General features: G+C 42.8%; 9 protein-coding genes. 5 read left to right on the top strand and 4 right to left on the bottom strand.

Annotated features, from left to right (window positions below; translation table 11 throughout):
* The first annotated feature begins 1 nt into the window (after position 1).
* From R2X38_RS03515 to R2X38_RS03495, 5 genes are all read left to right on the top strand, one after another.
* Positions 2 to 1,825: an ATP-binding protein gene (locus tag R2X38_RS03515; protein WP_317520711.1), complete on the top strand. Its 1,824-nt coding sequence runs from the start codon at positions 2 to 4 to the stop codon at positions 1,823 to 1,825.
* Positions 1,826 to 1,878: 53 nt separating this feature from the next.
* On the top strand, positions 1,879 to 2,460 hold the full coding sequence (locus tag R2X38_RS03510; RefSeq protein ID WP_317520709.1) for a hypothetical protein: 582 nt from the start codon (positions 1,879 to 1,881) through the stop codon (positions 2,458 to 2,460).
* Positions 2,461 to 2,610: 150 nt separating this feature from the next.
* Complete coding sequence (locus tag R2X38_RS03505) at positions 2,611 to 4,353, top strand: hypothetical protein (RefSeq protein WP_203505680.1); 1,743 nt, start codon at positions 2,611 to 2,613, stop codon at positions 4,351 to 4,353.
* Positions 4,337 to 6,085 carry a hypothetical protein gene (locus R2X38_RS03500; protein WP_317520706.1) on the top strand — a complete coding sequence of 583 codons (1,749 nt, stop codon included), beginning with the start codon at positions 4,337 to 4,339 and terminating at the stop codon, positions 6,083 to 6,085. Before R2X38_RS03505 ends, R2X38_RS03500 begins: the two co-directional genes overlap by 17 nt.
* 224 nt (positions 6,086 to 6,309) lie before the next feature.
* A complete protein-coding gene (locus R2X38_RS03495; protein WP_317520705.1) occupies positions 6,310 to 8,700 on the top strand; it encodes a hypothetical protein in 2,391 nt (796 codons plus the stop codon).
* A gap of 520 nt (positions 8,701 to 9,220) precedes the next feature.
* Here the strand turns inward: R2X38_RS03495 and R2X38_RS03490 are convergent.
* The 4 genes from R2X38_RS03490 to R2X38_RS03475 form a co-directional block, all read right to left on the bottom strand.
* Complete coding sequence (locus R2X38_RS03490; RefSeq protein ID WP_317520704.1) at positions 9,221 to 10,234, bottom strand: manganese-dependent inorganic pyrophosphatase; 1,014 nt, start codon at positions 10,232 to 10,234, stop codon at positions 9,221 to 9,223.
* Between the two features lie 87 nt (positions 10,235 to 10,321).
* Positions 10,322 to 11,356 (bottom strand): HlyD family secretion protein, encoded by a 1,035-nt coding sequence (locus R2X38_RS03485; protein WP_317520703.1) that lies wholly within the window; start codon positions 11,354 to 11,356, stop codon positions 10,322 to 10,324.
* 3 nt (positions 11,357 to 11,359) lie between these two features.
* Positions 11,360 to 12,673 (bottom strand): glycosyltransferase, encoded by a 1,314-nt coding sequence (locus R2X38_RS03480; protein WP_317520702.1) that lies wholly within the window; start codon positions 12,671 to 12,673, stop codon positions 11,360 to 11,362.
* Positions 12,660 to 14,018, bottom strand: coding sequence for a diguanylate cyclase domain-containing protein (locus tag R2X38_RS03475; protein ID WP_317520701.1), 1,359 nt, complete (start codon positions 14,016 to 14,018; stop codon positions 12,660 to 12,662). The genes R2X38_RS03480 and R2X38_RS03475 overlap by 14 nt, the downstream gene beginning before the upstream one ends.
* Position 14,019 lies beyond the last annotated feature (1 nt).

The following is a 14,019-nucleotide window of genomic DNA, read 5'->3' as shown; positions in this document are numbered from 1 at the left end:
AATGAGCTATAATGACGTGTCTCAAATAGGGTATGTGGTATCCCTCGAAGGAACTAAGGTTCGAGTTAACCTTTTGGATAGCCATAAAGGACAGCTAGCTTCGCATCGAGGGGGAGTAAACTCTGTATCTCAACCTGGAGACTTAATTGGGTTTGAAGCGGGAAGGCATTTAGTTGTAGCGCGAGTGGCTGAAATGTCTTTTGTTGAACCTGAGAAGGCGCATACTAATAAGTTTGGGACAATGAATGTCTCAGATATACCGTTAAGACAACTAGTTTGCCATGCTATCGGACATATAAAATCTAGCGAAGGTAGGCTGAGTTTTATTTCAGAAAACTGGATGTTACCTCCTTTAGGAGCCAAAGCTGTACCACTAGATAAAGAACTATTAAATGTTGTCTTTGGTATACCAACAGAAGACAGGAAATTTTCTTTAAGGCTAGGTAGTGACGCCAGAACTCGTACAGTTGAAATTCGAGCGGGTGTAAATAAGTTACTGAGTAGACACTTAGCAGTACTGGGAAGTACAGGGTATGGAAAATCGAATTTCAATGCTCTGATTACAAGACAGATAGCAGAACAATTTCCAAGCGCTAGAATAGTAATCTTCGATATTAATGGTGAGTATGCCCAAGCATTTGAAGGCTTAAAAAATGTAAAGCAAACTGCACTAGGGACAGGGACAAGTACAGAGTTTGGGAGTGTCTTTGCAAAAGAGCATATTAACTACCATCGTATACCCTATCAGTCACTTGGGTGGGCTGGCTTAATCAAACTACTTAGGCCGAGTGACAAAACTCAATTACCAGCACTACGGAACGCACTTCGCTCTTTACCTTTTGTAAAAACCAATCCAGTCAACTCCAATGAAGTGTTGGTAGAACAAATTGATGCCAACACTGGTAACAGGACTAGCTTTCCGTTAGTAGATGACTGCAGCCCAAACAATCAGGCTTACTTAGGTGGGTGGCTAAATGTACTGCAACAACAGAATGTACAGAGGCAAACTCAGTGGCCTCCATTTAAAGCGTTGGCAAACCTTGTGGCGGAGTTTGGTTGTGTGGCTGCCAGTCGAAACGCAGGTACAAGTGAAAGGAATGCATTCAATTATGGGAATGTTTTGCCTCTAATCAAAATCATCCATCAACTTTCTGAAGACTCACGATTCACTGAAGTTTTAGACACTTCTGGTGGGCAAATGATAAATGCATCAGATACTTGGGATGTTCCACTTCAACAGGAAGTTGACTACATTTTTGGCAAACCCAAAGGCGTTCCTCAAGATTGGAATGTGCATATAGTTAACTTAAACGGATTGGCTGATGATTTGTCTCCTTTGGTTTTAGGGGCTCTGTTAGAAATGTATGCAGAGGTACTTTTCAAACGAGGGCAAAATAACAGCTACCCAACGTTACTTCTATTGGAAGAAGCTCATCAGTATCTGCGAGACCCTTACGCTGAGGAAGCAAATCAATTAAAAGCTTATGAGCGATTAGCCAAAGAAGGTCGTAAATTTGGTTGCTCATTAATAGTTAGTACACAAAGACCATCAGAACTTTCATCAACCGTTCTAGCTATGTGCTCCAACTGGTTGTCATTAAGATTAACCAATGAAAGAGACCTCAATGCATTGCGACATGCAATGGAAAACGGAAATGAAAATGTCTTAAGCGAAATTTCAGGTTTACCTAGAGGTGATGCTGTAGGCTTTGGTTCAGCATTTAACATTCCTGTTCGAATGACTATTGATGAGGCTGAACCTGGCCCTGCTTCAACAGATGCCAACTTTGCCGATATTTGGAGCACTCCTCTATCACCTTCGTAGTTGTAATGCTTGCAGATGTTAATAGTCAGTTTTTTGTTTTCTAGGAGTTAGTTATGGGTAGAACTGGAACCAAGCGCAAAATGAAACATATCAGGTCTTATTTATCCACTGAACTCCCAGAGGTTCGAGACAATGAATTGTTTGCAAATTATAAAACTAGATTACCTCATCGACTCAAAAATGTACCTGATGATGTATTAGAACAATGGCCTTTTGAAGTTGAAGTTGTTCGAAAGGCACTGAATCAAAGAAAGGACTTTGTTCATTGGACATATAGGCTAGTTGAACTGACAAGTAATGAGATCTTGACTATACGCCATTATCCATATGACGAGAGTAGGCTATTTCCAAAAGCTCATGAATGGCTGAGTCCTAAAGGTGTTCCTTTACGGCCGATATGGTTTGATAGGATGTTAGAACAAGGAACTTTCATTAGACCGATCATATTAGCTCATAATGCCAATAATCAAGTCCATCCGATTTTAAGTTTTGAGTATCCAGCTCTGGACGCGATGTTTACTCCATATCATCTCCTCGAAGGCAACCGACGCTTATCACTACTACGTGCAATGATTGAGTTAAAGATGGAAGGGGTTAAAGAACGTCATAGTGTGTGGCTCGTTGATATGGGTTAAACCAAACACGATGGATTGCACTTACAGTGAGTGTATCTCTGTACATATATGTTTTACGGTCTAATCAATTCTCAGTTTCGACTACTTCAATTTGATTTTATCCGATTTATCCAACAACGTGCTTATTGACTGTCTAGTTAGAGGTAAGAAATGTCATTGGAAGAAATAAAGGCTAGGTTCCAAGAGGTAAGTAATACGAAAGAAGACCTACTTGCCCTCATTGATGAGCTGTATTATGAGGAAATAAGCTCTGACGATAAGGTTTTGGAGCAGGCTCTAATAGAGCTGCATAACTCAGGGAGTCTCGAACTTGTCAACATTGTAAGCACGGTTGAGAAGAGCTCAAGTAGATATGATTTTTTCACCATTTTACACGCCTTTGAAAACGTGCTGCCGTCTTTACATGCAAACATTGAAGATGTCCTACGTTGCCTTGTTAACCTGACGCAGTTGGCAGGAAGAGATTTGGCTGCTGGTGGTGTCTATAGCGCTTATGAACGCTTTTGTCGTATGGAAACTAATCGCCCAAGAGATAGTGTTAGATTTCTCCTAGAACAAAGTGACGTTAGCGCATATGCTCCTTTTCTCTCTAGTTCAATTCTTTCATATGACTCAGGTAGCGCGGTTGAAGCTATCCAGACTACAGAACGCTTGATTGCAATAGGAAATAACGCTGTCAGACATCAAGCTTATTTTACTCTGGGGCGCATTGATGCAGGTGAGTTGCAAGCTCGCACTATTTGGGAGCTACTTTGTAGCAGTGCCACTAACGAGGAAGAAAGTGGCTGTCGTGCTGCAATACTAAGGGCAATACTCCACTTTGGAGAAAAGTTCCCACTCTACTGGACGAAAATCGAAGACCTTATATCTACCTTTTCAGAGGTTACTCACCCAGAGGCACTATATGTAATTTCGGAACTTACTGCCTTTCAAAGAATCAATTTTCCAGAAAGTGTCATGAATCTTCTGCTAAATAAATTAGCTAATGTTGCCCCAGACCATAAAGGCACCATTGATAATATTGATCATTTGCTAGTCAAATTGGTAGAGAAGGGATCGCTTTCAGATGCCGTCGAGCTACTGGAATCGCTTGTGGTCGCTGATGTGGAAATTCTAGCATTTGACTATTTCTCCCGCGAGTTATTGACAAGACACAGAGATTTATTGAGTCACATCATTACAAAATGGTTGCTGTCAGGTACATCTTCACTTTGTCGCGGTGTTTCAGATCTACTTAATGATGTTTCAGGCAACGATATAGAACTAGAAGCCGAAATTGCATTACTAGGCGATGGAATGAAGCAAGAGTTTGTTGGTCATAAGGCTGTTGGTTGGCTGTTTACTCGTCCTGTTGTTGCAGTGAGCTTCATTCTATCCATCTACGATGTAGCTTCGGAAACCACTCGTAAACAACTTGAACAGGTATTGTATGACCCATTACTTTTAAGCTATCCAGGAGAGCTTAAGCAGTTCTTCCAATCGTGTGTTGATAAAGGTGTGCAAGTTAGCTTATGTGAACGTCTACTTGGCAAACTTCAGGCTTACCATGCTGATATTGAGCAAGTATCTGGTTTGAAAGAGTTAATGGCTCCGAGTGAAAATTTACAGGCGTATTGGAAAAATTCCAATAAAGATATGCAAGCAGCATACGAAAAAGCATCAAGATCATCATTCATAAGCCAAATTGCGACGACACAACGATTATTGTATGGGAATAGCTCTATTTACTACGTGCACCAAGGAGATGGAAGTCGAGTACGGCAAGAAATGCAAATGCACTCTTTCACTCACTCTACCGAAATGCCAAGGCTGAACGTTTTAGATCCTGAGAACTTAGATTATAAATTACGGGTTTATCGCTACGGGAGAATGAAAAATGAAGTTGATTCTTAAGCAATATTTAGCTTCATTGAAAGAACGAAAAGAATTGGATGCTGTGCTACCTGATTTGTTGAGCAGTATGGGAATGAATGTGTTCATTTCGCCCACTCGCGGTGTCAAAGAATATGGTGTCGATATAGCCGCCGTAGGACGGTTAACTGATGAGGAAGAAAAAGTATACTTATTTTCCGTTAAATCTGGGAACCTTACTCGTGACACATGGAATGGAAGCGCAGATCAAGCTCTTAGACCTTCGTTAGATGAAATTCAAGACTCATTTGTCCCTAGTCGTTTGCCACCTCAACACAAAGATAAAAAGATTGTAATCTGTTTATGTTTTGGGGGCGATGTTAACTCTGGAATCAGGCAAGAAGTATCTGGCTATGAGCAAAGGAACACTACAGACAATATTACTTTTGAGGAGTGGAATGGTGATAAGTTGTCGGAGTTGATTCAACAACATTTGTTGAAAGAAGAGCTACTTCCCAGTTCTAGTCAGGCTCTGTTGAGGAAGTCCTTAGCCTTACTCGAAGAGCCTGAGACCTCTAGCCAACACTTCTCATTGTTGATTGAACAGGTAATGTCAAACGCTAACGATGCAGATTCGGTAGCATCATCTATAACGCGAATTAACGTTTGTCTATGGGTTCTATACTCATGGTGTCGGGATGGTGGGAATTTAGAAGCTGCATATCTTTCATCGGAGCAAGCATTGCTATTGGCTTGGGACAAGGCTAAAGAACATTACACAGGAAGGAACAAGACTTCAAAATCATTCGATAGCATTCTTGAAACATACCAACAAATAACAGATTGTTACGTAGATCAATGCTTAATACCATATGTTGGATTAAAGTACGCGATATCACACGCAGTCCAATCCCCAAGTTCCATCGATGTAAATATTAAGCTGTTTGATGTGTTAGGACGTTTGTCAGTGAAAGGACATTGGGTTTTAGATGCACTGATAAAAAGTTATACGGCAAACCCGCCAACAGATGGAGAGAACCAAGAGCAAGAACTGCTGCGCCTCCGTCTCAGAGAAATCACTAAGTCCATTAACCTTTTGGTGGTTAATAATCCTCTACTACTATCACCGTATAAAGACTCCCAAGCGATTGATTTAGCGCTTGCTTTGACTCTCCTTTCAAACAACTCAGAACTTGATGAGTTTGTTAAGAGTTGGTTGTCGGAAGTGGTTAATATGTGTATGTTCGCTTTTGATAGCAATGGTATGTATCCAATTATCCATAACTCCTTCGAGAGGCTGCTTGAGCATCAAAACAAAGACAGAGCAGACGGTAACTATAAGAACAAAGTTACTGAGGCTAGTATTTTATACCCACTTCTAACGGTATTTTGCTCTCTTTATGGACTCAATTCAGTTAGTCAAGAACTGGAAAAATTTGCTACAGATAAGCTAGCGCATTGCACGTTACAATACTGGTATCCGAATGAGTATAGTGAGAAATTTATGTATTCGAACTCAGATATGCACGGCTCGGCTTCGACCAACTTTCCAATGAACAATGATTTAGCCATAGAGCATATAACTCAGGAATGTGATTCGTCAGATTCGTTCAAGAAAATGTCTGCTGCTGTAGAAGGTAAGTTGCCACTGCTCCTAACAGCTTGTCGTTGCTACCGATATCCAGTTCCTTTTCATTTTCTTGAGGGTTTTATTGAGGATATTTTGAACGCTACAAGCGCCGCTTCAGAGCTCAGCCATGTTGAAACACAGTGACTGATACGAACCTGATTTTGAATTATGAAAACATAGTAAGTGAAGCGACAAATGAATCATTACCCATAACGAGGTTTGCAACTCTTTTAGCAAGTTAACTCAGCATAAAGTAACGCCCCGTCAAAAATTCATGCAAGTGGAGTTTAAGTTTATACATTCTGTTTTAATCGTTTGAAAACGTGCATTTTTGAGCATTGAAATTTATCTTATGAAGGAGGTCTTGTTTGACAAACAACGGCGGTGGAGCGGCTACAAATGCTGGTTCAGATTATCAGCAAAGAGTCTCAGCATACTTTGTACTGCAAATGGGGCTCGATATGGATTGTTCGAGTTCGTTAGATAAGCGAAATAAGGAAAAGATTTTAAAGGTCGCCTTTGAAACTGATGATAGTGTAGACGACATAGTACTAACCCACGAAAACTCAAAGTCATATCTACAGGCTAAAAGAAAGTTGGCTCTGTCAGATAAAGATGGTTCAGAATTTTGTAAGACAATAGATCAATTTGTGAAGCAGTCCCGAGCTTCTCAAAATGAGAGAGATTCCTACATAATCATCACATCAAACGAAACGTCGAAGTCAATAAGCAAGCATTTAAGAAAAATAACTAACTCTACACGTTTGAGCAGAAACGCTTTAGAACACAACCCACTCAGCAAGCCTGAACAAGCTGTTTATGAAAAATTAAAACGATGTATCCAGAAGTCTTATGAGAAGAACGGCTTTGGTAGTGTGACTCAAAATGATATTGATAGGCTTGTTAGTAAAATCCACATCGTAATATTGGATGTTGAACGAGGTGGTATCCATGAGAAATCTTTTGTTGAGTCTTTGACTAACAAATTTAATGTAGAATCTGGTTTGATATGGAACATGGTTATAGCTCAAGCATTAGACTGGTCTAAAAGCCGTCAGTCCGTCGATTGTAAGGGGGTAAGTGAGTTACTAAGTAAATTTAAGCTCAAAGAATTTGAACAAAAAGCTAGTTACTTAGATAACTACTTCAAAGTTAGGTTTGATGCTGATAACGATATTATATGCTCTGGAAGGGAGTTAGTCTTAATGAAAAGCCCTTACCCAGAGCATAGCTTCCAATTGGTAGAATTGAAAAGATTTGATGAACAAGGAAATTTTAGAGTTGAGTTTAACGACAATTCTATCAAGTTGAGTAATGGGTCTACGTTTGAAATTTATGGACGATTTTCAACATATAAGGGAGCGGAACGATTTCTTGAGGAAAAACCTGAGTTTGCTGACAATCTGTTGTTAATACCAATTAACTGTGACGATAGTGGAGAGTATGATAACTCTGCTATAGCTAAAGCTTACTCAGAAAAAATCAGGCGGCATGTTCTGGAAAATCAAAATGCAACCAAGTGCATTCATTGTGAAAATGGGCTTTCTTTCCCTGCAATGCTGATAGAAGTTCAAGAAGAGGGAATTCCATTTGATGCGGGTAATATCCATGTAGAGTGTTTGCGCGTTTCTGACAGGGTTTTGGGGAAAACTGGAAATGGTGAGGTAGAGCAAGCTCCTGAATTTAGCAATTTTGACTTTAATAAATGGATTTCGCTACTAGATAGAAGTCAAGGCTTGTGGGGTGGTTTGAGAGAGACTGTAAATCAACCAGTAAAGAATGTCTTTTGGAACTCAAATCCTTTGGGAGATCCAAATGGCGCATATTGTATCAAAGTTAAAATGAAAGATGAGACTATTCAGTATTGTCTAGAGCGAGGAAAAGTTCAGAGATACAACTTAGGGGTGGCACAAGACATTTGCGACAGGCTAGAAAATTGGCGCCTTGACTCAATAAAGGGTAATAATCCTCTATGTTTGTCGACCAATGGTGAAGTTTTTGGAACGCAATTGGAGGCTCACAGGTTATCATCTAAGCTTCTAGATTTAGTTGAGTGTGAGTCATTCTCTGTAGCAAAATTTACCAGAGGCATTGCAATGGAATACAACAAGTTAAACAACTTCTATGCCCCATTGGTAGCCTTCACCAATATAGTTACAGGTGAATATATAACATTCAACAATTTGATTTTTCTTATTACTAACCCTACCGAGCTAAAGCATTATATTGAGAACTGGAGCAAGGTTGACTTTACTCTAGGTTCTTATAGGTTAGATATCATTGAAACAGATCCATGCTTTGATAAGTTTATGTTTTGGGCTACTGACAACAACCTCAAAGTGGTCGTCGACCCTTTCTTTGACCATAAAGCAAGCCTTGTGCGAGGTTCAATTGTTGAAGATTTAGAAGAAATAAAGACTCGCAGCGAAGCAAATGATTTGGAGAGTGTCGAAAAGTTTTCTCTTTTGTTCACTATCGATAATGATGAAGGAATGTACACTCATTTGTTCCGTGATTTTGTAAATGATGTGACTCTTCTTTTGAATGACAGGTGTACTTCGCAAGATTGTAGATGTCGCGGCTGCCAGATGTATGATGAAATGATTTTGCGCGATGGTAGGAATAATCTTGATTTAAGAAAATCAAATGACAAAACGCTTGTATTAAATGTAAGTGATCTTGAAGTTCGTTGGACTCAAGAAGAAATGGATAACCTAAATTTAGATTGGAATTATTGGGAAAAAATTGTGTTTCAGTGATAAACCCAAGGGACTGCTCCCGATTATGATTCTGAATTGCTGCCGTGTTGGATTCATCATTGTTTTTTTCTACAGTGAGTTTAAGATGTACACGACAATTGGCAAATTCGGCTTTTGAATAAAAATCGTAAGTCACTGTAAAATAAGCGCTTTAATCTTGCGGATATAGCTTTCAAATCCCTATCTCTCCGCCACATTCGAAGGCCTTGTCGCAAGACAAGGCCTTTTTCGTATGCGCAATGTTCCGAGTAAGGGATTTGAATCAAATCCGCCATACCCAGAGCGCTCCACCACATTCTGAAAAAGCCGCTGAGAAATCAGCGGCTTTTTTGTGGTGCGCTATGTTCCGAGTAAGGGATTTGAATCAAATCCGCCATACCCAGAGCACTCCGCCACATTCGAAAGCCTCGTCAAACGACGAGGCTTTTTCGTATCTGGCCAGAGGCTAGAGGTAGAGCAAAGAGCAAGATTTAGACATGGTCAGGCTCTTGCAAACAATCTGGCTCGCCCATCGCCTGTTTTACAAACTCTCAACCGCATTTTGGATGGCAGGGCCAATCTGGCGCTTGCGTGAGGTGATGCCCTCTAGCGTTAGTATATCTGTGGCCGGGGTATGCTCGAAGGCTGTTTTGATCACTTTCAAGTCACTGTCATCCACCCAAAGCAGGTTGGCTTTTTTGTCTTTGGTGTCGGTGATCGAGAAGAATAGGTGGTCTAGGTTGTTGGCCTGCTTGTAGGCTTTCATCGCAGCCAGAAGCTCTTCTTTGCGATCAATCAGTTGCTGGGCTGTCAGGGTTTCTGCCACACCAATACCGACTTTCTTGCCGCCGTACTCAAAGTTCTTGTAGTCCATGGTCAAAATGGTATCGGCGGAAAGGTGGCTCAAATCCGATTTGGCAATCAGCATTTGCTGGCCAAAATCTTCGAGATCGCTGATGCCCGCAATACCAGCCAGTTTCTCGGCGTAGTGTTTGTCATAATCGGTCGTCGTCGCAGACTGGAAGACCACGGTATCCGACAGGATAGCACCCAAACCAACACAGGCGAGGTGTTTTGGCAAAGTGACATCCAGCTTCTCGGCGTTGTCCGCCAGGATAGTGGCTGCCGATCCCCAGCCTCGGATGTCCATGGCCACAATCTGCGAGGTGTTGATTGGTGAGCCGCCGATAGCGTGGTGGTCGATAACCGCCACGATAGAGCCTTGGTCAATGGTCGGTGCTAGCTGAGTCGTCTGGTTGAAATCGACAAGGCCAACTTGGAACTGGCTGTAGTCAGATTCAATGCGAGGTGACTCGGCGTTACAAAAATTTAGGACAAACTCAGACTCAGGGTTGATTTTCTCAGGTACCGTTGCTGTACCACCGTAGATGTGGGCTGCTAGCATTGCTGACATGACGGTGTCGGTATCAGGGCTCAGGTGACCAGTCCAGACCAAGTTATCGGTATTGTTGTTAGAAGGTTGCTGCAAGTCGAAAGCGTGGCTGGCCGAGGATACTGCAACAATGACAGCTGCAATGAGTGGTGAGGATTTCACGGTAATTTCCCTATCTATTTCAATAAACTGGAAGCGAAAGCTACCGATGTTAGATTACAACTGTATTTCTTAACCCTTAAGAAATGATTAAAACTGTACTTTCACCGCCATTCCTTCAATCCAGTATTTTTGTTCCAAGGCCATATCAAATTGAAGTGTTATGCGAAGGTAGGCCGGTTGGCCTTCGAACGGACTGAGTAACTGCTGGGGAAGTTTGTTGACCATCTCCAACGGCTTGCTAACTGTGGCAGCAAAGCTGGCACCATCAGGGAAGCTGACCTTGGCTTTAGTCCCAATTTGCCCGTATTTGATGTATTTCGGGTTGAGATAGGCAATGACCTCAGGGGAATTGTTTTTCGCAACGGTAATTAATGGGCGGTTAACATCAATACGCTCACCTTCTAGCACATGGATTTCGATAACTCGACCGTCGAATGGACTTCGTACCGTTAGGTTATCTTGCTGTGAACGTTTGATGACTAGCTCCTGCATCAAGGCTCGGTGGGCTTGGCTCACAGGACCTGCCAGAGCCATTTCGCTTAAGTGCCTTTGTGCCTCTATATATGCCAGTTTTTGATTATTTAGCTGGTTATTCAGTGTGTTATTGATACTAATAATTGAAGCATAATCGACATCTGAGACATGGCCTTGCTTTCGAAATGTATCGTAGTTGCGCTTAATCAGCTCGAATTTCTGTAAGTTTTGCTCTGATTGGGCAATGGCGTCCCTATAAATTGGACTTATTTCTATGGCAGGGGGAGAGAGTTTAAGTAATTCCTGCTCAATAAAGCGTGTTTCTGCATCAAGCATGTCATCTTTGAGCAATAGAACCGCTTGGCCCTTTGCTACCGATTTGCCCACATCAGTGGGAAGCGGGGCGACGATGGCTTTTTCGGTCGATGTAATTGTGACGGGATAGGAGGTGATTATGGCTGGCGCAATGACCAGAAACTCTGTGCGGTAGAGATAGTAAGCCATTGCAAGCAAGGGGCTGACTACCAAGGCCAGTATCAAGTACCAGCGGACTCGGTATCCTCCTCGCTTGGCTGGGCCGTACATCACTCTCATACCATCTTCGGAGCGAGGATTGTGCTGTTTGTTGAGGTGAAATTTTACTTTCATGGCCTAGAATTTCTTACCTCTTCTCAACACCCACCAAGGTGCCATGCTTGATTCTTCATGACTGCGACGAATCACTTCATTGATCATTGCAAAAGCTGTTACCAAGCGCATGAAGTACTGGTAAACGGGATAAAGTGGCAGCCAAACAACAGATCTCCAATCCTCTTTTCTTTCAGAGATTAGGAAATAGTAGACAGTAAATAACAGCAAAGAGAAGAATAGGTAGGCGGAGTAGAGCATCATCGTCAAAGCGGCCACGATGCTAAGCGGGTATTTGATGACAATAAACGCCGTGTAACCAGCTACAACTAGTGGTAATAGGATGTTTTGTACCACACCATATACCAGCATGAAGACAAAGTTTCCCCAACCGAGTAATGCGGGGGTTAAACTTTGTCGGTGTTTGCGGAAAAACAAAAACAGCAAGTCGCCATCCCAACGGAGCCGCTGCATCACCAGGCCTTTGAGAGTATCTGGCACATCGGTATGGCCTACGGCATGCGGTGCAAAGTCAATCTGATGATTGCGGTAGCGCATTTTATACTGCTTAAGCCGAATGGTGATATCGAGATCTTCTGCGGTATGGGTATCCCATCCACCTGCTTGCTTGACGATGCCAGTTTTGAACGCTCCAAACGCGCCGGAAATATTATTGAGCACGCCCCAGTTGGCCATGCCTGTTTTTCCTGCCTGCATGGATAGCATATATTCGATGGATTGCATCCGGGTGATAATGTTGGTGCGATGGTTCCGAACCCGCAAGGCGCCGCCACATGCTATGGTGTTGGGGTTCTTAAAGTGCTTCGCCATTTCTAGCGCCATGTCGTTGTCGAAGGATGAGTCGCCATCGAGGCTAAATACCACCTCCCCCTTAGCAATTGCCAGCCCAGCGTTACAGCTTGATACCCGGCCACCACGTTGCCATTTTGGTATAACGATAATCTCCCTTTGCTTTATCGCCCGGTACTTGTGCTTGCTGCGCAGTGCCGCAAGGTAAGTCTCTTTATTTTGGCTGGCGCCATCGATAATCACCAAGATCTCGATTTGCCCGGGATAGAGTTGCTCGACAAGGGTATCTATGGTGATCGCTATGTCATCTCCCTCGCTATAGCAGGTCACGATAAAACTGAGGCTAGGGTAGTGCTTTAAAGGCGGGATTGGAGTTGGATATGACCAGCGGAATATCCCCGTGAGAACGAGGAGGTATAACGGTAGTTCGAACAGCAGTAGCATTGGGAACAATAGCAACCAGAGCTCATGGTTGTGGATGACCATCAGGTAGAGGTATCCCAGAACGGCGAAACTATCTTGTAGCATAAATATCTCTTATTGCATTGGCCAGCCAGGCCGCTGCGCCTTCGTTAACCGCTGTATCGGGAATCTTTAGGGCAGAGACATGCATAACGAACTCGTCCTCCTCAATCAGTTCACTGAGCTGCTTGATTTTATTTTGTAACACCGAGAGATTGGCCATCGGGGTCTTGGGCATCAACACCAGCAGAACATCTTGTTTGTATTGGCAGCAGATGTCGGTATCGCGAAACAGGCCGTTTAGGCGGAAGGTAATTTGATCGAGCAGTGCGAACATTTTGTTGTCGCCGTAGCGGTTACTGTACGCCTCAAGTCCCGGCAGGTGCATTGCTAATAATAGGTGTTCTTCACCGTGTCGGAGTGCGACTTTGTTGAGCCAGGTGAGGATGTTTTCAAAATACCCTGCATCGACTTTTCCCTTAATTGATAACTCCGGCGCCTGTAATAACTTGCCGTGCTGGTAGACGTATTCACCCAGTTGGCCTAGCTTGTATCGGTATATTTTCTGGATCACTAGCTCTGCTGTTTCTGATTGCTTTTCACAGTTTAAGCAGTGGCTAATTGTGTCGGGCTCGACAAACCGATGGGAGCAAGAATTACAGCGGTGAGTTTCTAAAGGGCGGTCATAGTCGACCCCGATATGACGGAGTTGGGTTAGGCAGTTGGGACATTCTAGCTTCCCGCGGCGCAGGAATAGCTGTTGGTCGCCCACATGGCCGCAAGTGAAGCAGTGCAAAGAGGATTGCACATCAATATCAATACTTTTGCAGTTAGGGCAGACTTCGACATAGTTAAGGTGGCCACTATTGCAGTGTTTGCAGACTCTTATACGGTCGATCAATGCTTCAGGCTCCAACATATCCCGTTTGCTTTCAGTGAAGACAAAGCGATAGGTCGAGTAAAGCTCCGGATAGAAAGCATCAACAATCGGATACTGGTAAATACCTAAAAAATTAAGCTTTTTGAATGGGATAACCCGTCGAGACCTGAGGATACCTAACCAGCCTGTTAGCGGCTCTATTTGATCGATGCTGGAGAGTTTCTGAATACGCTGGTTGATATCAAGCCAATTATTATAGGCAGTATGCTCATCGAAGGTCCCATCGCATAGACACGCCGAATAGTGATCAGAATGAATGACATATACAGTCCATGACCAGAATTTGGGTTGGCTGAACATAGAACGCAATACTTGATGCTGCTGCTTGGGATCGTCAATATTGATACATAAAATCCCTCCCCATATATCGGGAATGTCTTCTGCACAGCTAACTAGGCCGATATTTTCAAAGTATTTGGGCTCTGGGTAATCATTTCCCAGCCAGTATAGGCAGCTATTGGATAGAGGCATG

The sequence above is a fragment of the Photobacterium rosenbergii genome (genome assembly GCF_033022775.1).
Classification (GTDB): Bacteria; Pseudomonadota; Gammaproteobacteria; order Enterobacterales; family Vibrionaceae; genus Photobacterium; species Photobacterium rosenbergii_A.
This window is presented reverse-complemented; position numbering and strand designations above follow the sequence as displayed.

Bases quoted from the DNA above. Each gene is read 5' to 3' on its own strand.
- R2X38_RS03515 (WP_317520711.1), top strand. From the start codon at position 2: ATGAGCTATAATGACGTGTCTCAAATAGGGTATGTGGTATCCCTCGAA.
- R2X38_RS03510 (WP_317520709.1), top strand. From the start codon at position 1,879: ATGGGTAGAACTGGAACCAAGCGCAAAATGAAACATATCAGGTCTTAT.
- R2X38_RS03505 (WP_203505680.1), top strand. From the start codon at position 2,611: ATGTCATTGGAAGAAATAAAGGCTAGGTTCCAAGAGGTAAGTAATACG.
- R2X38_RS03500 (WP_317520706.1), top strand. From the start codon at position 4,337: ATGAAGTTGATTCTTAAGCAATATTTAGCTTCATTGAAAGAACGAAAA.
- R2X38_RS03485 (WP_317520703.1), bottom strand. From the start codon at position 11,356: ATGAAAGTAAAATTTCACCTCAACAAACAGCACAATCCTCGCTCCGAA.
- R2X38_RS03480 (WP_317520702.1), bottom strand. From the start codon at position 12,673: ATGCTACAAGATAGTTTCGCCGTTCTGGGATACCTCTACCTGATGGTC.
- R2X38_RS03475 (WP_317520701.1), bottom strand. From the start codon at position 14,018: ATGCCTCTATCCAATAGCTGCCTATACTGGCTGGGAAATGATTACCCA.